At 74.1% G+C, this 19,538-nt stretch carries 23 protein-coding genes; 16 read left to right on the forward strand and 7 right to left on the reverse strand.

Annotated features, from left to right (window positions below):
* From ABD324_RS14720 to ABD324_RS14745, 6 genes are all read left to right on the forward strand, one after another.
* A partial coding sequence (locus ABD324_RS14720) for a hypothetical protein (protein ID WP_344416762.1) occupies nucleotides 1–217 on the forward strand: 217 nt, incomplete at its 5' end.
* A 118-nt stretch (nucleotides 218–335) separates the two neighbouring features.
* Nucleotides 336–644 carry a 50S ribosomal protein L21 gene (gene rplU, locus ABD324_RS14725; protein WP_344416765.1) on the forward strand — a complete coding sequence of 103 codons (309 nt, stop codon included), beginning with the start codon at nucleotides 336–338 and terminating at the stop codon, nucleotides 642–644.
* Nucleotides 645–657: 13 nt separating this feature from the next.
* Nucleotides 658–915, forward strand: a complete 258-nt coding sequence (gene rpmA / locus ABD324_RS14730; protein ID WP_344416768.1) for a 50S ribosomal protein L27 — start codon at nucleotides 658–660, stop codon at nucleotides 913–915.
* 109 nt (nucleotides 916–1,024) lie between these two features.
* The gene (gene obgE / locus ABD324_RS14735; RefSeq protein ID WP_344416771.1) at nucleotides 1,025–2,602 is read left to right on the forward strand and encodes a GTPase ObgE; all 1,578 of its coding nucleotides are present in this window, start codon (nucleotides 1,025–1,027) and stop codon (nucleotides 2,600–2,602) included.
* Nucleotides 2,603–2,669: 67 nt separating this feature from the next.
* A complete protein-coding gene (proB, locus tag ABD324_RS14740; protein WP_344416773.1) occupies nucleotides 2,670–3,782 on the forward strand; it encodes a glutamate 5-kinase in 1,113 nt (370 codons plus the stop codon).
* A gap of 99 nt (nucleotides 3,783–3,881) precedes the next feature.
* Complete coding sequence (locus ABD324_RS14745) at nucleotides 3,882–5,036, forward strand: methyltransferase domain-containing protein (RefSeq protein ID WP_344416775.1); 1,155 nt, start codon at nucleotides 3,882–3,884, stop codon at nucleotides 5,034–5,036.
* A gap of 70 nt (nucleotides 5,037–5,106) precedes the next feature.
* On the opposite strand, the gene ABD324_RS14750 is transcribed toward ABD324_RS14745, so the two are convergent.
* The 5 genes from ABD324_RS14750 to ABD324_RS14770 all read right to left on the reverse strand — a co-directional run bounded on the left by ABD324_RS14750 (nucleotide 5,107) and on the right by ABD324_RS14770 (nucleotide 9,559).
* Nucleotides 5,107–5,556, reverse strand: coding sequence for a DUF6918 family protein (locus tag ABD324_RS14750; protein WP_344416777.1), 450 nt, complete (start codon nucleotides 5,554–5,556; stop codon nucleotides 5,107–5,109).
* A gap of 352 nt (nucleotides 5,557–5,908) precedes the next feature.
* Nucleotides 5,909–8,053, reverse strand: coding sequence for a RecQ family ATP-dependent DNA helicase (locus tag ABD324_RS14755; RefSeq protein WP_344416780.1), 2,145 nt, complete (start codon nucleotides 8,051–8,053; stop codon nucleotides 5,909–5,911).
* 33 nt (nucleotides 8,054–8,086) lie between these two features.
* Complete coding sequence (locus ABD324_RS14760) at nucleotides 8,087–8,818, reverse strand: DUF899 family protein (RefSeq protein ID WP_344416782.1); 732 nt, start codon at nucleotides 8,816–8,818, stop codon at nucleotides 8,087–8,089.
* Entirely contained in the window at nucleotides 8,815–9,141 is a 327-nt protein-coding gene (locus ABD324_RS14765; protein ID WP_344416785.1) for an ArsR/SmtB family transcription factor, read from the reverse strand. Before ABD324_RS14765 ends, ABD324_RS14760 begins: the two co-directional genes overlap by 4 nt.
* Entirely contained in the window at nucleotides 9,131–9,559 is a 429-nt protein-coding gene (locus ABD324_RS14770) for an SRPBCC domain-containing protein (RefSeq protein WP_344416787.1), read from the reverse strand. The genes ABD324_RS14765 and ABD324_RS14770 overlap by 11 nt, the downstream gene beginning before the upstream one ends.
* Nucleotides 9,560–9,698: 139 nt before the next feature.
* Between ABD324_RS14770 and ABD324_RS14775 the strand changes: the two genes are divergently transcribed.
* Together ABD324_RS14775 and ABD324_RS14780 are read left to right on the forward strand one after the other, a co-directional pair.
* The gene (locus tag ABD324_RS14775) at nucleotides 9,699–10,574 is read left to right on the forward strand and encodes an AAA family ATPase (protein ID WP_344416790.1); all 876 of its coding nucleotides are present in this window, start codon (nucleotides 9,699–9,701) and stop codon (nucleotides 10,572–10,574) included.
* Nucleotides 10,574–11,983, forward strand: coding sequence for a vWA domain-containing protein (locus tag ABD324_RS14780; protein WP_344416793.1), 1,410 nt, complete (start codon nucleotides 10,574–10,576; stop codon nucleotides 11,981–11,983). Before ABD324_RS14775 ends, ABD324_RS14780 begins: the two co-directional genes overlap by 1 nt.
* A 4-nt stretch (nucleotides 11,984–11,987) precedes the next feature.
* Here the strand turns inward: ABD324_RS14780 and ABD324_RS14785 are convergent, their stop codons facing one another.
* On the reverse strand, nucleotides 11,988–12,800 hold the full coding sequence (locus ABD324_RS14785; RefSeq protein ID WP_344416795.1) for a S41 family peptidase: 813 nt from the start codon (nucleotides 12,798–12,800) through the stop codon (nucleotides 11,988–11,990).
* Nucleotides 12,801–13,052: 252 nt separating this feature from the next.
* Between ABD324_RS14785 and ABD324_RS14790 the strand changes: the two genes are divergently transcribed.
* Nucleotides 13,053–13,412, forward strand: a complete 360-nt coding sequence (locus ABD324_RS14790; protein ID WP_344416797.1) for an SPW repeat domain-containing protein — start codon at nucleotides 13,053–13,055, stop codon at nucleotides 13,410–13,412.
* A 76-nt stretch (nucleotides 13,413–13,488) separates the two neighbouring features.
* Nucleotides 13,489–14,082, forward strand: coding sequence for a TetR/AcrR family transcriptional regulator (locus tag ABD324_RS14795; RefSeq protein ID WP_344416799.1), 594 nt, complete (start codon nucleotides 13,489–13,491; stop codon nucleotides 14,080–14,082).
* Here the strand turns inward: ABD324_RS14795 and ABD324_RS14800 are convergent.
* Entirely contained in the window at nucleotides 14,045–15,241 is a 1,197-nt protein-coding gene (locus ABD324_RS14800; protein ID WP_344416801.1) for an MFS transporter, read from the reverse strand. The genes ABD324_RS14795 and ABD324_RS14800 overlap by 38 nt on opposite strands.
* Before the next feature lie 97 nt (nucleotides 15,242–15,338).
* Between ABD324_RS14800 and ABD324_RS14805 the strand changes: the two genes are divergently transcribed.
* From ABD324_RS14805 to ABD324_RS14830, 6 genes are all read left to right on the forward strand, one after another.
* Nucleotides 15,339–15,959: an alpha-ketoglutarate-dependent dioxygenase AlkB gene (locus tag ABD324_RS14805; RefSeq protein WP_344416803.1), complete on the forward strand. Its 621-nt coding sequence runs from the start codon at nucleotides 15,339–15,341 to the stop codon at nucleotides 15,957–15,959.
* Nucleotides 15,960–15,976: 17 nt separating this feature from the next.
* Nucleotides 15,977–16,588 (forward strand): nicotinate-nucleotide adenylyltransferase, encoded by a 612-nt coding sequence (nadD, locus tag ABD324_RS14810; RefSeq protein WP_344416806.1) that lies wholly within the window; start codon nucleotides 15,977–15,979, stop codon nucleotides 16,586–16,588.
* A gap of 91 nt (nucleotides 16,589–16,679) precedes the next feature.
* Entirely contained in the window at nucleotides 16,680–17,069 is a 390-nt protein-coding gene (gene rsfS, locus ABD324_RS14815; protein WP_344416808.1) for a ribosome silencing factor, read from the forward strand.
* Complete coding sequence (locus tag ABD324_RS14820) at nucleotides 17,066–17,689, forward strand: histidine phosphatase family protein (protein WP_344416811.1); 624 nt, start codon at nucleotides 17,066–17,068, stop codon at nucleotides 17,687–17,689. The genes rsfS and ABD324_RS14820 overlap by 4 nt, the downstream gene beginning before the upstream one ends.
* An 8-nt stretch (nucleotides 17,690–17,697) precedes the next feature.
* Nucleotides 17,698–18,450, forward strand: coding sequence for a diglucosylglycerate octanoyltransferase (octT, locus tag ABD324_RS14825; RefSeq protein ID WP_344416813.1), 753 nt, complete (start codon nucleotides 17,698–17,700; stop codon nucleotides 18,448–18,450).
* A 10-nt stretch (nucleotides 18,451–18,460) separates the two neighbouring features.
* Nucleotides 18,461–19,318 carry a DegV family protein gene (locus tag ABD324_RS14830; RefSeq protein ID WP_344416816.1) on the forward strand — a complete coding sequence of 286 codons (858 nt, stop codon included), beginning with the start codon at nucleotides 18,461–18,463 and terminating at the stop codon, nucleotides 19,316–19,318.
* Nucleotides 19,319–19,538 lie beyond the last annotated feature (220 nt).

The following is a 19,538-nucleotide window of genomic DNA, read 5'->3' on the forward strand; positions in this document are numbered from 1 at the left end:
GGCCGCCGGGCACGGCACCGAGCCGGCGGACCCGTCGGCCGCGCCGGGGCCCGCCCTCGTCGCACCCCAGCCGGAGCCGGAGGCCGCCACCAGTCGGCCGCGCCGCGCCCGGCGGGCCGCGTCCCGTCCGGCGGGTCCACCCGCCGACGGGGAGCCGTCGGAGCCGGTCACGGTCGGTTCCGGCCCGCAGGACAGCGCCGGGGGGGACCCGGTGTGACCCTGCGATTTCCCTTTCCGTACCCTGGGAGTCAAGGAGCCATGGCCTCTGGCCACGGCGTGCGCGCCCTGTCGCGCCCATGAGTCCCCCCGAGAGTTTCAGGAGTCGTGCGTCAACGATGTACGCGATCGTCAAGACCGGCGGCAAGCAGTACAAGGTGGCCGTGGACGACGTGGTCACCGTCGAGAAGATCGATGGTGAGCCCGGCGCCGAGATCACCCTTCCCGCCGTGCTGCTCGTGGACGGCGACCAGCTGACCACGGATGTGGACGCACTGGCCAAGGCCTCGGTGACCGCCACGGTCGTCGAGCACACCAAGGGCCCGAAGATCCGCATTCACAAGTTCAAGAACAAGACCGGGTACCACAAGCGTCAGGGCCACCGTCAGCCGCTGACCAAGGTCCAGGTCACCGGCATCAGCGCGTAAGGAGACCTGCGCCATGGCTCACAAAAAGGGTGCGTCCAGCTCCCGCAACGGGCGCGACTCGAACGCGCAGCGGCTGGGCGTCAAGCGGTTCGGCGGCCAGACCGTCAACGCCGGCGAGATCCTGATCCGCCAGCGTGGTACCAAGTTCCACCCGGGTGAGGGTGTCGGTCGCGGTGGCGACGACACGCTGTTCGCCCTGGTCGAGGGCGCGGTGGAGTTCGGCCACAAGCGCGGCCGCAAGGTCGTCAACGTGGTGCCGGTCGAGGCCTGAGGCCCGACCACCCAGAGTTAGTTCGCGAGCGGCGGGCCCCGGACTCGGGGTCCGCCGTTCTGCTGTTCGGGCGGCTCCGCCGCCGGACGGCACGGAGTAGGAGCAGGACATGTCGCGGTTCGTCGACCAGGTCGTCGTGCACGCCACGGCGGGCGCGGGTGGCAACGGCTGCGCCTCCGTCCACCGGGAGAAGTTCAAGCCGCTCGGTGGCCCGGACGGTGGCAACGGTGGCCGCGGCGGCTCGGTGGTGCTCGTCGTCGATCCCGGTGTGCACACCCTGCTCGACTTCCACCACCGCCCGCACGCCGACGCGAAGAACGGCAAGCAGGGGCAGGGCGGCTTCCGCGCCGGCGCCAACGCCGAGGACCTGGAGCTGCGCGTCCCGGACGGCACCGTCGTGTTCGACCAGCGCGGCGAGATCATCGCCGACCTGGTCGGGCCGGGCACCCGGTTCATCGCTGCCGAGGGCGGCCGCGGCGGGCTGGGCAACGCCTCGCTCGCCTCCAGCGCCCGCAAGGCGCCGGGTTTCGCGCTGCTCGGCGAGCCGGGGGAGTCACGCGACCTGACCCTCGAGCTCCGCTCGCTGGCCGACGTCGGGCTGGTCGGCTTCCCGAGCGCGGGCAAGTCGTCGCTGGTCGCGGCCCTGTCCCAGGCCCGGCCGAAGATCGCGGACTATCCCTTCACCACGCTGGTCCCGCAGCTCGGCGTGGTCACCGCGGGGGACGAGATCTACACCGTGGCGGACGTGCCGGGCCTCATCCCCGGCGCCTCCGAGGGCCGCGGTCTCGGCCTGGACTTCCTGCGCCACATCGAGCGCTGCTCCGTGCTGGTCCACGTCGTGGACTGCGCGACCTTCGAGCCCGGCCGCGACCCCGTCGCGGACGTCGAGGCCCTCGAGCAGGAGCTCGCCCGCTACACCCCGGCGCTGGGCGGCGAGCTGGCCGACCGGCCCCGGCTGATCGCCCTGAACAAGATCGACGTGCCGGACGCCGCGGACCTGGTCGAGATCGTCACCGCCGACCTGACGGCGCGGTTCGGCTGGCGGATCTTCCCGATCTCCACGGCGAGCCGCAAGGGCCTGCGCGAGCTGAGCTTCGGCATGGCCGAGGAGGTCGCGGCCTACCGTGCCGCGCAGCCGATCCTGGAGCCCACCCGGATCGTGCTCCGCCCCCTGGCGGTCGACGACACCGGCTTCACCATCGAGCCCGATCCGCTGCTCGAGGGTGGTTTCCTGGTCCGCGGCGCCCGCCCGGAGCGCTGGATCCGGCAGACGGACTTCGAGAACGACGAGGCCGTCGGCTACCTCGGGGACCGGCTCGCCCGGCTCGGCGTGGAGGACGCGCTGGCCGAGGCCGGCGCCCAGCCCGGCTGCGCGGTCACGGTCGGCGACATCACGTTCGACTGGCAGCCCAGCACCCCGGCCGGCATCGCCCGGGTCATGTCGGGCCGCGGGACGGACGTCCGGGTGGAGGGCGGCACCATCCGGATCTCCGCGGCGGACCGCAAGCTGTCGAGGCTCGCCCGCCGCAGACACCTCACGGACGCCGAGCTCGCCGCCGGCGCGAGCTACGCCCACGAGGCCCGCCGCACGAACGACAACGTCGAGAACGAGGAGTCCTTCGAGCTCGGTGACGACGAGCTCGAGGTCTGGGCCGACGGGCCGGAGGAGCCCGACCAGGCCCGATGAGCCGCCCGGGCGACCAGGACGTGTATTTCGGTGTCCCGGGGGTGCCGACTCGCGGGATGATCTTCCCGTGAGTGCGACGCGGGGGCTGATCGGCGAGGCGCGGCGGGTCGTCGTCAAGGTGGGGTCGTCGTCGCTGACCTCGCTGGCCGGCGGTCTCGACCCGGCCCGGCTGCACCGGCTGGTCGACGCGCTGGCGGCCCGGCGCGCGGCGGGGTCGCAGGTCGTGCTGGTGTCGTCCGGGGCGATCGCCGCCGGACTGGCCCCGCTCGGGCTCGCCAAGCGGCCCCGCGACCTCGCCACCCAGCAGGCCGCGGCGAGCGTGGGGCAGCTGCTGCTGGCGCACGCCTACTCGGCGAGCTTCCTGCGCCACGACCAGCGGATCGGGCAGGTCCTGCTCACCGCGGACGACATGATCCGCCGCTCGCACTACAAGAACGCGCAGCGCACGCTGGAGCGCCTCCTCGGGCTCGACGTCCTGCCCGTGGTGAACGAGAACGACACCGTGGCCACGGACGAGATCCGGGTCGGCGACAACGACCGCCTCGGCGCCCTGGTCGCCCACATCGTCGGCGCGGACGCGCTGGTCCTGCTCTCCGACGTCGACGGCCTCTACGACGGCGACCCCCGCAAGCCCGGCTCCACCCTGATCACCGAGGTCGACTCGCCCGAGGACCTCCAGGCCGTCACCGTCGCGAAACCGGGCCAGGGCAGCCTCGGCCGGGGCGGGATGGCCACCAAGATCACCGCGGCCGCGATGGCCAGCGCGTCGGGCATCCCCGTCCTGCTGGCCGCGGCCGACGACGTGGCGGACGCGCTGGACCCCGCCGGCCCGAAGGTCGGCACCGCGTTCCGCTCCTCCGGGCGCCGGATGTCCGCGCGCCTGTTCTGGATGAAGCACGCCGCGGACGTCCACGGCCGCCTCGACCTCGACGCGGGCGCGGTCGCCGCCGTCGTCGAGCGCCGGCGCTCGCTGCTGGCCCCCGGGATCCACGGTGTCGAGGGCGACTTCGTGTCCGGGGACGTGGTGGACCTGGTCGGCCCCGGGGGAGTCGTCGTCGCGCGTGGCGTCGTCAACTACGACTCCGCGGAGCTCCCCGCGATCATCGGGCGCCGCTCCGCCGACCTCCCGCGCGCCCACCGCCGCGAGATCGTCCACGCCGACGACCTCGTCCCCCTGTGAGGGGGCCGGGCCCCCTCCAGGGGGTGCACGACCCCCACTGACCTGCGCGAACGGTCAGGTCCGGCTGCGGGGGTGCCCGCGTGCGGGCACACTCGGGTCATGGACGCGGCGCAGGCGCACGCGGGGCTGACCGCCCGGCTGCGCGAGGGCGGCGCCGCGCCCCCCGCGGTCCTCGCCGCGTTCGCCGTGGTCCCGCGCCACCTCTTCCTGCCCGGGACGCCGGTCGAGGAGGCCTACGAGGACCGCGCGATCCCCACCCAGACCACCGACGGCGTGCCGACCAGCTCGTCGTCGCAGCCCTCGATGATGGCGATCATGCTCGGGCAGCTCGACGTCCGGCCCGGGCACCGGGTCCTGGAGATCGGCGCCGGCACCGGCTACAACGCCGCGCTGCTCGCCCGGCTCACCGGCCCCGGCGGCTCCGTGACCTCGATCGACATCGATCCGGACCTGGTCGCCCGCGCGGCGGAGCACCTCGCGGCGGCCGGCGTCGAGGGTGTGGACCTGCGGATCGGCGACGGCGCCCTCGGCGTGCCCGACGCGGCGCCCTACGACCGGATCGTCCTCACGGTCGGCAGCTGGGACATCCGCCCGGAGTGGGTCGCCCAGCTGGCGCCCGGCGGCCGGCTGCTGCTGCCGCTCACCCTGCAGGGCAGCCAGCTCTCGGTGGCCTTCGACCTGGCCGACGACCGCGTGCTGCGCAGCGACAGCGTGTACGGCTGCGGCTTCATGCGGCTCCGGGGCTCCGCTGCCGGACCGGCTCCGAACGAGCTGCTGCGGGAGCGGTGGACGGCGCAACCGGGCGACGGCCCGCGGCCCGATCTCGGGGCGGTGAGCGCGCTGCTGGACCAGCCGGGGCAGCTCGTCGAGCTCGGTGGCCGGCTGACCCACGGGCACGTGTGGCACGGCGTCGGCCTGTGGCTGATGATCCACACCCCGGGCACCCTGCGGATCCTGACGACGGATCCGGCCGGCGCCGAGTTCGTCCCGATCGGTGACGGGCACGCGACCATCGCCCTGACCGGGCCCGACGGCCTGGCCGCGCTGACCGCGGATCCCCTCGGCACCCGCGCCTACGGCCCCGGTGGCGACGCGGCGGCGGCCCGGCTGCGGGACTGCGTGCGCGCCTGGCGGGCGGCCGGGATGCCGGTCGCGCGGGACCTGCGGCTCGTCGCGGTCCCCGCGGGGGCGGACCTGCCCTGCACCGGCACGGTCGTCGAGAAGACGCACTGCCGCCTGCTCGTCCTGCCCTGAGGCCGCGGCCCCGGGAACGCGGAACGCCCGCCGGCCCCGAAGGGCGGCGGGCGTTCGGCGAACGGTCGGCTCAGACGCCGGCGGTGTGCTTGTCGATCAGGCTGCCGAGGCGCGGGAGGGCCTCCTCGACGTTCTTGCGGGCGTTCGGGCGCAGCTTCTGGTACGCCTTGCGCAGCGCGTCCGAGTCGGTGGTCTCGGCGCGGTGGTCCGTGACGGACAGCAGCGCGTCCGCCGCCTCGGGGCGGCCGGCGAGGTAGGCGCCGAAGTCCGTGCCCGCGCTGGCCTTGTAGTCCGTGTAGTACGGCTGCAGGGCGGTGGCGAACTGCTCCAACATCCGGTCCACGACGGCCGGGACGACGCCCGGGCGCACCTTGGTGACGGTGCTGTAGCCCAGCTTGATGGCAGCGCCGGAGACGCCACCCTTGTCCTTGACCTCGGCGCCGACCAGGTCGTTCAGGTCGGAGACGACGGCGGGCCGCCGGGCGGGGTCGGTCAGGATGATCTCGAGGTTCTGGCTCACGGGGGCCGTCCTTCCATTCGCGGGTCGGGGGACCGCGGCTCGACGGGGAACGGCGCGAAGGTATTACACGGCCGGGATTCGCCGACGCGGCCCCCGTGCATTCCGCCCGCGGACCATTGCGCTAAGGAGGGACCGGGCACCCTGCGTCACCGCAGGCGGCCCCACCCCCCGCACTCGGGACGGCGCTGCCTGGGGAGCGTCTGACGGACCCCCGCCGGCCCGCGACGCCCCAGGCGGGCACCCCGCGGCGTTGGCGCCGAACCCGAATACGCCCGGTATGAGGGCCCGGCGCCGCCTTGCGGGGCACCCACCTGGAACGCCGCGGACTCGACGGCGATCCGTCAGACACTCCCTAACCCGCCTGGGCCAGGACCAGCGGCAACACCGCCGGCGCCCCGGCGGCGCGCACCGCCCGGGCGGCCACGGTCATCGTCCAGCCGGAGTCCACGAGATCGTCGACCAGGAGGACCGGGCCGTCGATCCCGGACAGATCCGGCGCCGGACCGAGTGCCGACCACACCGCGGCGAGCCGTTGCGCCGAGTTCTCGTGGGTGCCCGGACGCTCACCGATCGGCGAGAGCGCGCCGAGCAGCGGCAACCGGCCGATCTCGGCGATGCGCCGGGCCAGGTGGTCGAGCATCCCGGGCCGGGTGCGCGACCCGATCCCGACGACGCCGACCGGCCGCTGCGCCCAGTCCCACCCGGCGAGCACCCGGACCACGGCGTCGAGCAGGTCGGCGGGCACGGGCTGGTCCGGGCCGGCCAGCAGCTCGCGCAGCCGCATGCCCCACCCGATGTCCGACAGTCGCCCGACCGCGCGCCCCGGTTCCGCGAGCTCGGTGGCCTTGAGCTTGCCCGACGCCGGCACGTCGAGCTCCTTCATCCCGCTGGGCCACATCTTGCGCGGGGCGATCTCCACACCCGGCTTCTGCAGCCGCTCGGCCGCGGCAGCCGTGGCCTCGGCGGCGACCTCGGAGGTCCAGACGCTGCCCGTGCACACGTCGCAGCGCCCGCAGGGGGTCGGGTCCAGGTCGTCGAGCTGGCGGCGCAGGAACACCAGCCGGCACTCGGTGGTGGCGAGGAAGTCCAGCATCGCCTGCTGCTCGGCCTTGCGGGCCTCGGCGACCCGCTGGTGGCGCTCCCGGTCGTAGACCCACTCGGCGCCGGTGCCGATCCAGCCGCCCTTGACCCGCTTCGCCGCGCCGTCGGAGTCGAGGACCTTGAGCAGCATCTCCAGCCGCGTGCGGGAGAGGTCGACGCGGGTCTCGAGGGCCGCCGTGGACAGCGGGCTCTCCGACAGAGCGGCCAGGGTCTGGCGCACCAGCGGCTCCGGTGGGAACGCCAGCGACGCGAAGTACGCCCAGATCTCGCGGTCCTCCTGGCCGGGCAGCAGCACCACCTCGGCCCGCTCCAGCGCACGCCCGGCGCGGCCGATCTGCTGGTAGTAGGCCACCGGCGACGACGGCGCCCCCAGGTGCACGACGAACCCGAGATCCGGCTTGTCGAAGCCCATGCCGAGCGCCGACGTCGCCACCAGGGCCTTGACCCGGTTGGCCAGCAGGTCGCCCTCCGCGTCGAGCCGCTCCTCCGCGTCCGTCTTCCCCGTGTACGCCCGCACGGCGAAGCCGCGGGACCGCAGGAACTCCGCGACCTCCTCGGCGGCCTGCACGGTCAGCGTGTAGACGATCCCGGCGCCGGGTAGCTCGTCGAGCCGCGACGCCAGCCAGGCCAGCCGCTCGGCCGGGCTCTTGATCGTGACCACAGCGAGCCGCAGCGACGACCGGTCGAGCGAGCCCCGCAGGACCAGGGGCTGACCGCTCCGCGGAGCGGCAGCGGAGCGGTCATCGGCAGAGCGCAGGCCGAGCTGCTCGCTGACGTCCGTGACCACCCGGTCGTTCGCCGTGGCGGTGGTGGCCAGCACCGGGATGCCCTCCGGGAGGTCCGCGATCAGGCCGCGCAGCCGCCGGTAGTCCGGCCGGAAGTCGTGCCCCCAGTCCGAGATGCAGTGCGCCTCGTCGACCACCAGCATCCCGGCGCTCGCGGTGAGCCGGGGGAGCACCCGGTCCCGGAAGTCCGGGTTGTTGAGCCGCTCCGGGCTGACCAGCAGCACGTCGACCTCCCCGGCGTCGATCTCGGCGTAGGTCCGTTCCCAGTCGTCGAGGTTCGCGGAGTTGACCGTGACGGCGACGATCCCGGCCCGGGTGGCCGCGTCGATCTGGTTGCGCATGAGCGCCAGGAGCGGGGAGACGATCACCGTGGGCCCGGCGCCCTGCTCCCGCAGCAGGGCCGTGGCCAGGAAGTACACCGCGGACTTGCCCCATCCGGTGCGCTGCACCACCAGGGCGCGGCGGCGTTCGGCGACCAGCGCGTGCACCGCCGTCCACTGGTCCTCGCGCAGCCGGGCGCCCTCGCCCGCGAGGGTCCGGAGGATCTCCTCGGCACGGGTCCGCAGATCGGGCTGGGTCGGCGTGGCGGTCGGCACGCTCGGCGGGGTCATGTGCCCATACTGGCCGCCACCCCCGACAGGATCTCAGCCGGAGCAGCATCCCCGCGTGCCCTCGAACGCCTCGATCCCGCGTTCGACCTGCTCCGACCAGCCAGTCCGCGGATCGGCGCCGTAGGAGTCGTGCCAGTTCCACCACTCGTACGGCGGGCTCTGGGGGACGCCCTCGGGGGAGTCCTCCCACTCCTCCTGCCGGCCCCGCGGCGTCAGGTCGAGGATGCTCCAGGTGCTGCCGAGGGACTCGTCGCCGCGGTTGTTCAGGAAGTAGGTGCGGTGGATCCGCCCCGACGAGCGCGTGAAGACGTTCGTGCCGTGCCACTCGTCGACACCGTGGTCCCGGTCGAACGTGCCCGAGAACGAGTACCAGGGCATCCGCCAGCCCATCCGCTCCTTCATCCCGGCGATGTCGGCGTAGGGCGCGCGGGAGGCGAACACGAACGTCGTGTCCCGGGCGTTCACGTGGGCCAGGTCGCCGATGTGGTCGGCGATCATGGAACAGCCCCGGCACGGGCGCTCGGGCCAGCCGAACACCCCCGGCTCGTAGAAGGCCCGGTAGACGACGAGCTGGGAGCGGCCTGCGAACAGCTCGTCGAGCGTGACCTGCCCGGACGGCCCCTCGAACACGTACTCCGGGCTGACCTCCTGCCACGGCATCCGCCGGCGCGCGGCGGCCACCGCGTCGGCGGCCCGGGTCAGCTCCTTCTCCTTCACCAGCAGCTCCAGACGAGCCGCCTCCCACTCCTGCGAGGTGACGATCATGATTCCTCCACGTGCTTCACGAAGGCGTCGAGGCGCCCGTCCCAGTCCCGCGCCAGGGCGGCGAGGAACTGCTGGGCGGTCCGCATCGGTGCGGACTCGGGCCGGTACCGGACGCGACGCCGTTCGCCCGGTTCGGCGCTGACCAGGCCCGCGTCGGTGAGCAGGGCCAGGTGCTTCGCGATCGCCTGCCGGCTGATGGGCAGCCGGGTGGCGAGGTCGGTCGCCGTGGACGGCCCGTGCGCCGCGAGATCGGCCAGGAGGCCGCGGCGGGTGGGATCGGCGAGGGCGACGAAGACCTGTTCCGCGACGGACTCAGGATCCATTGCAGTAGGCCACGAGCTCGTCCAGCTCCGCCGCCCAGCCCTTCACGTTGCCGGAGAACGAGGAGTCGTACTCCGCGGGCCCGAGCTGCGCGAACCCCGTCTCGACGACCGTGAGGCTGGTCCCGGAGCCGGTGGGCGTCAGCGTGAACTCCACGTAGGTGCGGCGCGGATCGGAGTCCGGCAGGCCGTAGATCCGCCAGGTGAAGCCGAAGACGCGCGGCTCCTCGATCCGCTCGACCCGGAAGTCGGTCTCGTGGCCCTCCCAGTTGAGGGCGCCCGCCCCGCCGACCCGCAGGTCGATCTCGGCGGACTCCGGGAACCACGCGGCGAGCCCCTCGGCGGTGGTGAGCGCGGCCCAGACCCGCTCCGGCGGGCGGGCGATCTCGACGGTGCGCTCGATGCGGTCGGGGAATCCCATCGGAACCTCCAAGTAGCAACCAGTGGGTTGCGACTCAATGTATGGCAACCAGAGAGTTGCGTCAAGGTGTGACGCACTCCTCACCCGGACTGAACGAACGATCAGCGCCTGCCGGGGTCCCACCAGGCAGGATGGACGGGTGACGGCCACCCAGACCCCACTGTTCGGCTCGGTCGACGAGGTCACCGAGCGCCTCGAGCGCGTCGGCTACCTGGCGTCGACCGCGGTCGCCACGACGGTGTACCTCGCCGACCGGCTCGGGAAGCCGCTGCTGGTCGAGGGCCCCGCCGGCGTCGGCAAGACCGAGCTCGCCAAGGCCGTCGCGGCCGCCACGGACTCCGGGCTCGTCCGGCTGCAGTGCTACGAGGGCATCGACGAGGCCCGCGCGCTCTACGAGTGGAACCACGCCAAGCAGCTGCTCCGGATCACCGCGGGACAGGGCACCGAGGACTGGGACGCCACCCGCGACGACGTGTTCTCCGAGGAGTTCCTGCTCCCGCGCCCGCTGCTCACCGCGATCCGCCGGGACGAGCCGACCGTCCTGCTGATCGACGAGATGGACAAGGCGGACGTCGAGGTCGAGGGCCTGCTCCTGGAGGTCCTGTCGGACTACCAGGTCTCCATCCCCGAGATGGGGACGGTCACGGCGACCCGCAAGCCGTTCGCCCTGCTCACCTCCAACTCCACGCGTGAGCTCTCCGAGGCCCTCAAGCGCCGCTGCCTGTTCCTGCACCTCGACTTCCCCGACGCGGACCTCGAGCGCCGGATCGTGCTCACCCGGGTGCCCGAGCTGCCGGAGGCGCTGGTCGACTCCCTGGTGCGCACCGTGCGCGTGCTGCGGGCGATGGAGCTGCGCAAGGTCCCGTCCGTCGCCGAGACCATCGACTGGGGGCGCACGCTGCTCGCCCTGGGCATGGACACCCTCACGGACGAGGCGGTCAGGGCGACCCTCGGCGTCGTCCTCAAGCACCAGTCCGACCTGGTCAAGGCGACCGCGGAACTGCGACTCAACTGATGGAGGCGCCGGTCCACGGCCTGCCGGGCCATCTCGTCGACTTCGTGGGTGCGCTGCGCCGGCACGGGGTCGCGGTCGGCCCGGGGGAGACGATCGACGCGGCCGAGGTCGTCTCGGTGCTCGACCTGCTCCGCCGCGCGGAGCTGCGCGAGGGCCTGGCCGCCGCGCTGCTGCGCCGCTCCGGCCAGCGCCAGGTCTTCGACACCCTCTTCGACCTCTACTTCCCGCCCGCGCTGGGCGCCGCGTCCACCGAGATCGTGGTGCCCCGCACCGAGCCGGACGGTCCGGTGGACGTCGACGCGCTGCGCGACATCCTCGCCGACCTCCTGGCGGCCGACGACGAGGAGCGGCTGCGCGAGCTGGTCCGCGCCGTGGTCGACGCCCTGGGGCAGGCGGGCGCGAGCGGCACCGGCGTGCAGGGGCAGAACGCCCGGCCCAGCTGGTCGGCCTACCAGGCGCTGCGGGTGCTCTCCCCGGAGACGCTGCTCGCGCGGATCATGGAGGGGCTCCAGGGATCCGGGCCCGACGACGCCTTCACCGACGAGGTGCGCCGCCGCGAGATCCGGGACCGTATCGCCCGGTTCCGCACGATGGTGCAGGACGAGGTGCGCCGCCGGACCGCCGAGCAGCGCGGCCGCGACCAGGTGGCGAAGACGGCGGTCCCCAAGCAGGCCGAGCAGGTCGAGTTCCTGTCGGCGTACGCGGACCAGCTCGTGCTGCTGCGCAAGACGGTCCATCCCCTCGCCCGGCGGCTGGCGAGCCGGCTCGCGGTGCGCCGCAAGCACTCCAAGCGCGGCCAGCTCGACATGCGGCGCACGCTGCGCCGCTCGATGTCCACGGGCGGCGTGCCGATGAAGCCCGCGTACCGCACGCGCCGTCCGGGCCGCCCCGAGCTCGTGATCCTCTGCGACGTCTCGGGTTCGGTCGCCGGGTTCTCGCACTTCACCCTGCTGCTGGTGCAGGCGCTACGCGAGCAGTTCTCGAAGGTCCGGGTGTTCGCGTTCGTCGAGAGGACGGACGAGGTGACGCACCTGTTCGAGCCCGGCGCCGAGCTGTCCGGCGTGATGCAGCGGGTGCTGCGCGAGGCCGAGCTCACGACGTTCGACGGGCACAGCGACTACGGCCACGCCCTGGGCAGCTTCGCCGAGTTCTGGCCGGAGGCGATCACCTCGAAGACCTCGTTGCTGATCCTCGGCGACGCGCGCACCAACTACCGGGACCCGAACCTCGCGGTCCTGCGCCGGTTCGTCGGGCAGGCCCGGCACGCGCACTGGCTCAACCCGGAACCCAAGCGGCAGTGGGGATCCGGGGACTCCGCGGCGCTGCGCTACGCGGACCTCCTGCCGATGCACGAGTGCCGCACGGCGGGCCAGCTGGCGGACGTGGTCGAGGCGCTCCTGCCGGTCTGAGCGCTCACAGGTCCCAGAGGGCGAGGCTGAGCGGGTCCTCGCCCGGGACGTCCGGGGTCAGCGGGCCCTCGTGCACGCGGCCCGTCCGGTCCGCGAAGCGGCTCGTGGTCACGGTGAGCTGCAGGCCGCCCGGCAGCGGGAGGGCCACGTTGCCGGTGGGGAACCCGAACGTGGCGGTGCCGTAGGAGCGCACGTCCGGCAGGCCCCGGAAGGCGACCGCGACGGCCTCGGCCGCGTCGGCCGTCACCTCGTCGGTCAGCACGGCGACCGAGCCCGGCCGCCGGCCCGCCTCGCCACGGGCCATCTCGCGGCCACGCAGCAGGACGATCCCGCCCTCCAGGCGCCACGCGTCGCGGTTGCCGTCGCGGTACACGGAGGCGCCGACGTCGCCGTCGCCGCGCAGGAAAGGGGCGACGGCGGCGAGCATCGGCCACATCGCGCCGCCGCCGTTGCCCCGCAGGTCGATCACCCAGCGGGCCGCCTCGACCCCGGCGAGACCCTTCCGCGCGGCCGCGACGTAGGCCTCGCCCGCGTCCGCGGTGCAGGCCGGGAGGGTCAGGACGGCGGCGTCCTCCAGCTGCTCGACGGCCGGCAGGTCGGGTTCCCCGGCCGCGACCGGGCGGGGGCGTCGCACCCCGCTGTGCGGGCCGCCGGCCTTGCGCGTGAGGTGGAACAGGGCCAGCTCGAGCTGCTCGGGATCGTCGAGCGCCGCCCGGACCCCGGCGCGCGCCGCCGGCCAGTCGGCCACCCGGTCCGCGTGCAGGGCCTGGTGCTGCAGCACGTCGAGGGCCTGCTCGACCGCCTTCTCGGCATCCACCCTGCCTGCCCTGCCCGACCTGCCGGCCCTACGCTCGCGCCCGAACACGGCTCCAGTATGTCCGTCGCCCCGTCCTTCCTCGGCACGGGTGCTCGACCGCACCGCGCCGGGCGCGCGCGGGCGGCGGCCCGCAGCCGCTGGTATTCCCAGCTCAGGGGAGGTGGGCGTCACTCTTTCGATCAGTTGACCGGGCGGCCAACCAAGGCGTACACCTGAGATATCGATAAGAACTTCTGAAGGGAAGTGATCGCGATGACCGCGAACGCGTGGACTCGCTGGCAGGACTGGGCCGCCGTGGTGATCGGCGTTCTGGTGGCGCTGTCGCCGATCGTGGTGACGACGGATGCGGCGGCACTCTCGACGCTCATCGTGCTCGGGGCCGTGCTCGCCGTGACCGGTCTCTGGTCGCTCGCGCAGCCCGGCTCGGTGGCCAGTGAGTACGGGCACGGCGTGCTCGGCGTGCTGCTGTTCATCGCCCCGTGGGTGCTGAGCTACAGCGACCTGAACGGTGCGGCGTGGACCTCGTGGATCGCCGGGGTGCTCGCGGTGATCGTCGCCGCCAGCGCGCTGCCGGCCGCGCAGACCGCCCACCGCGGGGTGGCCGCCCACTGATCCACTCGGCTCCGCCGTCGAGGAGGGCCGGTTCCCGCGGGAGCCGGCCCCTTCGCCGTGCCAGGATGGATGTCCCATGACCGAACCCGAACCGGCCCGCGAGCGGATCCTCGTCGCGGCGGAGGAGCTCTTCGCCGAGCGCGGGTTCGACGCCACGCCCACGTCGCGGATCGCCGAGCGGGCGGACGTGCCGAAAGGGTTGGTGCACTACTACTTCGCGCGCAAGATCGACCTCCTCGCCGCGCTGGTCGAGCGGCTGCCGGAGGAGCGGGTGGACCGCGGCGAGGTCGTCGTGCCCGGGGACGTCTCGGAGAGCCTCTGCCGGCTCGTCGCCCGGCTCGACGCGCTGCTGGACTCCTCCGCCGTGCTCTCGCACCTGCTCTGGCGCGAGGCCGACACCCATCCCGCGGTGCGGGACGCGCTGCACGACCGCTTCGAGCGCATGGTCACCGAGATCCGCGACGTGCTGGTGGCCGCCCGGGAGGGCGACGAGCGCGGTGTCGACAGCGCGGCGATGCTGCTCGCGTCCGCCCTGAGCTACCGGCACTCCGTCTTCCGGCACGCCGACGAGGAGTCGTCCAGCCGGGCGGACATGACCCCCGAGCTGCGGTTCCTCGCGGAGGCCCTCGCCACTACCAGCGGGACTCGCCCTCGCCGGACACCGGGGTGAGCACGATGGCCGCCACCGGGGCCACGGCGGCCACCGCGAACCCGACCGCATAGCCCGCGATCCCCACCAGCGCACCGAGCGCGACCGGGGTCAGCGAGGTGACGACGTTCTGGCCCGTGTTCTGGATGCCCAGCGCCCGGCCGGACCACGAGGACCCGGCGAGCTCGGCGACGGCGGTGTAGGCGAGCCCGTTGTCCGCCACCGTGACGATCCCGCCGACCGCCAGCGCCGCGACCGCCAGCCACGGCGCCACGGCGTCCCCCAGCGCGAAGACCAGCAGCACCAGCGCGGCGCCGACCGCGAGCTGGCGCATGGGCCGCAGCCGCGAGCCCACCCGGTCCGACCAGACGCCCGAGGCGATGCGCCCCAGCGCTCCCACGATCTGGACCACGGCGACGAACGCCCCCGCCCCCGTCACCCCCCAGCCCTGTTCGCGCACGAGGTACTCGGTGGCGAACGCGCTGATCGCGAACTGGGGCACCACGAGCATCGCGCTGGCCGCGTGCAGCCGCCAGAGCACCGGCGAGCGGTACGGCGACGGCGCGGGCCCGGCCTCCGAGCGCGGCGGGCGGGCCGGGTCCGGGGCGAAGGCGGCCACCAGCACCGCCGAGAGCAGGCAGGCCGCCGCGGGCACGACCAGCGCGGGGAACGCCCCGACGTGCTGGGCGAGCCGGGGGAGCACGAGGCCGGCGAGGGCCACGCCGAGCGGCTGCGCGGTCTGCCGGATGCCCATCGCGAGCCCGCGCTCCGTCCGCGGGAACCAGCCCATGATCATCCGGCCGTTGGCGGCGAACACGCTGGCCGAGGCCGCGCCGCCCAGCACGAGCAGGGCCAGGACGGCGCCGTGGCTCGCCGGAGTGGCGAGCGCGACGGTCCCGATCACGAGGCCGGCGATCGTGAGCCCCAGCGCCATGACCCGCCGTTCGCCGAACCGGTCCGCGGCGGCGCCCCAGGCGATCAGCATCAGCAGCAGCCCGACGGTCGGCGCCGCCACGTAGGTGCCGACGCCGGCGAGCGAGAGGCCGAGCGAGTCCCGCAGGCCCGGGACCAGGAACGGCACGCCGTAGACGAAGGCGCACGCCGAGGTCTGGGCCAGCACGCCGATCGCGAGGACCACCCAGCGGCGCCGGGAGGCGGGAGGAGCGGGGGCGGTGGGCATGCCCGGGACGCTACGCCCCTTCCTATCTCCTGGGAATCGGGTACCATGATGTGAGAAATCGAACTGATGTTCGATACTCCGGCGTACGGTCGCCGGTGTGGGAGCGGACCTGTCGTGGCAGCCGTCGCTGTGGGGTGGCGCCCTCGAGGTCGACGGGGGGTTCCACGGTCTGCGGCGCCGCGAGCTGGCCGACGGCGCGTGGGTCGACCTCGTGCCCGGCTGGCTGCGCGGGGCGGACGAGCTGTTCGCGCGGCTGCTGCGGGACACGGCGTGGGGGCAACGCGAGGTCCGGATGTACGAGCGGACGCTGCCCGAGCCCCGGCTCACGCACCGCTGGGCGGTCGCCGACGGCCTGCCCGAGCCCGTCCTGCACGAGATGGCGGAGCGGCTCTCGGAGCACTACGGGCAGGAGTTCACGCAGGTCGGGGCCAACCTGTACCGGGACGGCGCGGACAGCGTGGCCTGGCACGGGGACCGGGTGGCCCGCGAGCTGCCCAGCGCGCTGGTCGGGCTGGTGTCCCTCGGCGGCGTGCGGCCGTTCCGGCTGCGTCCCCACGGTGGTGGTGCGTCGGTCGGGTTCCTCCCCGGGCCGGGCGACCTGCTGGTGATGGGTGGGAGCTGCCAGCGGACCTGGCAGCACTCGGTGCCCAAGGTGCGCGCCGCGGCCGCCCGGATCAGCGTCCAGTTCCGCCACGCGTACGAGAAACCCGGCCCGTAGACCGTTATCCTGCGCCGATGCAGCGCAAGATCGGGGTGATGGGCGGGACGTTCGATCCCGTCCACCACGGGCACCTCGTGGCCGCGAGCGAGGTCGCCGACCGCTTCGGGCTGGACGAGGTGCTGTTCGTGCCGACGGGACAGCCGTGGCAGAAGTCCGCGAAGGCCGTCAGCCCCGCCGAGGACCGCTACCTGATGACGGTGATCGCCACCGCGTCCAACCCGCGGTTCTCCACGAGCCGGGTGGACATCGAGCGCGACGGCCCCACCTACACCGCGGACACCCTCGCCGACCTGCGCGCCTCCCTGCCGGACACCGAGCTGTACTTCATCACCGGCGCCGACGCGCTGTCCCAGATCCTGTCCTGGCACAAGGTCGAGGAGCTGTTCACCCTCGCCCACTTCGTCGGCGTCACCCGGCCCGGCTACGAGCTCGTCGACCGGCACCTGCCCAAGGGGTCGGTCAGCCTTGTCGAGGTCCCCGCCATGGCGATCTCCTCCACGGACTGCCGCGAGCGCGTCGCGGCGGGCCGGCCGGTCTGGTACCTGGTGCCGGACGGGGTGGTGCAGTACATCTCGAAGCGGCGGCTCTACTCCGCGGCGGACACCGCGTCCGAGGCCGCGGTCTGAGCCGTCCGGCCCGTGTCGTGGGGCGATCGCGGTGCTGCGACACTGTACGGCGGTGCGCGGCCGAGATCCGGCCGCCGGGAGGAGCGGCCGAGTGGCGGCGACGAAAGAAGCGGTGGAGATCGCCCGGGTGGCGGTGGCTGCCGCCGCGGACAAGCTCGCACAGGACATCGTCGTGCTCGACGTGTCCGGCCAGCTGGTGATCACGGACTGCTTCGTGCTCGCCTCGGCGCCCAACGAGCGTCAGGTGCAGGCGATCGTCGACGGGGTCGAGGAGAAGCTGCGCGAGCAGGGCGTCAAGCCGACCCGGCGCGAGGGCACCCGCGAGGGCCGCTGGGTGCTGCTGGACTACACCGACGTCGTGGTCCACGTGCAGCACACCGAGGAGCGCGGCTTCTACGGGCTGGACCGGCTCTGGAAGGACTGCCCGGCGATCGACTTCCCCGAGGCACGGACGACCCCGCCCGCGGAGGGGGAGGCGTGACCCTGCGGCGCGTCGTGCTGCTGCGGCACGGGCAGACGGACTACAACGTCGCCGGCCGCATGCAGGGCCACATCGACTCGCACCTCACGGACGAGGGCCGCGCGCAGGCCGTGCTGGCCGCTCCGGTGCTGGCCACGATGCCGTTCGACCGGATCGTGAGCTCGGACCTCAGCCGCGCCGTCGACACCGCGGGGATCGTCGCCGAGGCCGTCGGGCTGCCCGTCAAGTACGACTCCCGGCTGCGCGAGACGAACCTGGGCGACTGGCAGGGACACGACGTCGCCGAGGTCGAGAAGGACTACCCGGGCCAGATCGCCGACTGGCGCTCGGACCCGCGGTGGACGCCGCCCGGCGGCGAGTCGCGCGTCGACGTCGTGGCCCGGTCGCTGCCCGTGGTCGAGGAGATCGACCAGGAGCTCGCGGGCGAGCCGGGGGAGCAGTCGTTGCTGCTCGTGGCCCACGGCGGGATGATCGGCGGGCTCGTGTCGGGTCTGCTGGCGCTGCCCGAGTCGGTGTGGCCGATCATCGGCGGGATGGGCAACTGCAAGTGGGCGGTCATCGCCCGGCGGGCGGACCACCCGCGCTGGCGCCTGTCCGGGTACAACATCGGCGTCGTCTGACGTCGGCGGTGCCCGAGCTGCTGGTCCTCGCGGACTCGCTGGCGTTCCACGGACCGGAGCGCGCCGAGCCCGCGGACCATCCGGACATCTGGCCGCAGGTCGCCGCCCGCGCCCTCGGCGGCTCGGTCGAGCTCGTCGCGGGGATCGGCTGGACGGCCCGGCACGCCTGGCACGCCCTCGGCCACGATCCGCGCGTGTGGGCCGCGATGCCGCGCACGGACGCCCTCGTCCTCGGCGTCGGCGGGATGGACACGCTGCCCTCGCCGCTGCCCAGCGCGCTGCGCGAGCTGATCCCGGTGCTGCGGCCGGAGTCGTTGCGGCGCAAGGTCCGGACCGGGTACCAGCGGGCCCAGCCGAGGCTGTCGCGGGCGTTCTCGCACCTGCCCGGCGGCGGACCCGTCGCGCTGCCCCCGCGGCTGACCGTGGCGTACCTCGAACGCTGCCGCGCCGCCGTCACGGCCCTGCGGCCGGGGCTGCCGGTCGTGGCGCTGCTGCCGTCCGTGCACCGGGCCGAGATCTACGGCGGAGTGCACGCGGGCCGGGCCGCCGCCGAGCGTGCGACGCGCGAATGGGCTGCGGCACAAGGGGTTCGGGTGCTCGACACGGCGGCGCTCGTGGCCGCGCACGTGCTCGGCGGCCACGGCAACCCGGACGGCATGCACTGGGGCTGGGCGGCGCACCGGCGGGTGGGGGAGACGCTCGCCGAACTGCTGGGTGGCGAGATCGACGGCGCGTCGTCCGCGACCCCGTCCAGGCAGTAGGTTCGCTTTCGTGTCCGATTCCTCCCCCGGCCGGGTCGCCGTGGTGACCGACTCCACCGCCGACCTGCCGCCCGGGACCGTCGGGACGATCCGGGTCGTGCCGCTCGAGGTGCGCCTCGGCGACCGCGTGGGGCGCGACGGGGTGGACATCGGCCCCGCCGAGCTCGGCGCCGCGATCAAGGACAAGCGCCTCGACGTCCAGACCTCCCGGCCCACCCCGGCCGCCTTCGCCGAGCTCTACCGCGAGCTGCTCGACGGCGGCGCCCGCGCCGTGGTGTCCGTCCACCTGTCCCGGGAGCTCTCGGGCACCTGGGACGCGGCCCGGCTGGCGGCCGAGGAGGTCGACCCGACGCGGGTGCGCGTGGTCGACTCGCGGGCGATGGGCATGGGTCTGGGCTACGCGGTGCTGGCCGCCGACCAGGCCGCCGAGGCGGGCGCCGACCCTGCCGACGTGGAGGCGGCCGCGACCTCGGTCGCGGTGCGCTGCAAGGTCTTCTTCAGCGTCGACGACCTGGACCGGCTCCGCCGGGGCGGCCGGATCGGCGCCGCCGCCGCCATGGTCGGCACGGTGCTGGCGATGAAGCCGCTGCTGCACCTGGTCGACGGGCGGATCACCGCCCTGGAGAAGGTGCGCACCACGGCCCGCGCCACCCAGCGGCTGGTCGAGCACGCGGTCGCCGCCGCGGGCGCCCACGCCGACCTCGCGGTGCACCACCTCGGGGTCCCCGACCGGGCCGCGGACCTCGCCGACCGGCTGCGGGAACGGCTGCCCGACGCGTCGAGGCTGCTGGTCTCGGAGATCAGTGCGGTGATCGGGGCGCACGTGGGGGTGGGGGCGCTGGGGGTCGTGGTGGTGCCGCGGGGGTAGGTCGCGGCGCCGCCGATGCCCGTCCCGCGGTGGATGCCGGTCCCGCGGTGGATGCCCGTCCCGCGGTGCGAGCCCGTCGCGCAGTCAGCAGCCCGTCGCGCGGGCAGAGGTCCGTCCCGCGGTCGGAGCCCGCCCTCCCAGAGGGGGAACCCCCGTCTCCGATCCTGCCGCATCGCACCGACAGAACCGCGGCGGACGGTGCCCGAGGGGCCGAGTTGTC

This window comes from Pseudonocardia ailaonensis, assembly GCF_039531635.1.
In the GTDB taxonomy this organism is placed as follows: Bacteria; Actinomycetota; Actinomycetes; order Mycobacteriales; family Pseudonocardiaceae; genus Pseudonocardia; species Pseudonocardia ailaonensis.

Excerpts from the sequence above, each read along its gene's own strand:
- rplU (WP_344416765.1), top strand. The coding sequence starts at position 336 with ATGTACGCGATCGTCAAGACCGGCGGCAAGCAGTACAAGGTGGCCGTG.
- rpmA (WP_344416768.1), top strand. The coding sequence starts at position 658 with ATGGCTCACAAAAAGGGTGCGTCCAGCTCCCGCAACGGGCGCGACTCG.
- obgE (WP_344416771.1), top strand. The coding sequence starts at position 1,025 with ATGTCGCGGTTCGTCGACCAGGTCGTCGTGCACGCCACGGCGGGCGCG.
- ABD324_RS14745 (WP_344416775.1), top strand. The coding sequence starts at position 3,882 with ATGGACGCGGCGCAGGCGCACGCGGGGCTGACCGCCCGGCTGCGCGAG.
- ABD324_RS14755 (WP_344416780.1), bottom strand. The coding sequence starts at position 8,053 with ATGACCCCGCCGAGCGTGCCGACCGCCACGCCGACCCAGCCCGATCTG.
- ABD324_RS14760 (WP_344416782.1), bottom strand. The coding sequence starts at position 8,818 with ATGATCGTCACCTCGCAGGAGTGGGAGGCGGCTCGTCTGGAGCTGCTG.
- ABD324_RS14765 (WP_344416785.1), bottom strand. The coding sequence starts at position 9,141 with ATGGATCCTGAGTCCGTCGCGGAACAGGTCTTCGTCGCCCTCGCCGAT.
- ABD324_RS14770 (WP_344416787.1), bottom strand. The coding sequence starts at position 9,559 with ATGGGATTCCCCGACCGCATCGAGCGCACCGTCGAGATCGCCCGCCCG.
- ABD324_RS14780 (WP_344416793.1), top strand. The coding sequence starts at position 10,574 with ATGGAGGCGCCGGTCCACGGCCTGCCGGGCCATCTCGTCGACTTCGTG.
- ABD324_RS14790 (WP_344416797.1), top strand. The coding sequence starts at position 13,053 with ATGACCGCGAACGCGTGGACTCGCTGGCAGGACTGGGCCGCCGTGGTG.
- ABD324_RS14795 (WP_344416799.1), top strand. The coding sequence starts at position 13,489 with ATGACCGAACCCGAACCGGCCCGCGAGCGGATCCTCGTCGCGGCGGAG.
- ABD324_RS14800 (WP_344416801.1), bottom strand. The coding sequence starts at position 15,241 with ATGCCCACCGCCCCCGCTCCTCCCGCCTCCCGGCGCCGCTGGGTGGTC.
- nadD (WP_344416806.1), top strand. The coding sequence starts at position 15,977 with ATGCAGCGCAAGATCGGGGTGATGGGCGGGACGTTCGATCCCGTCCAC.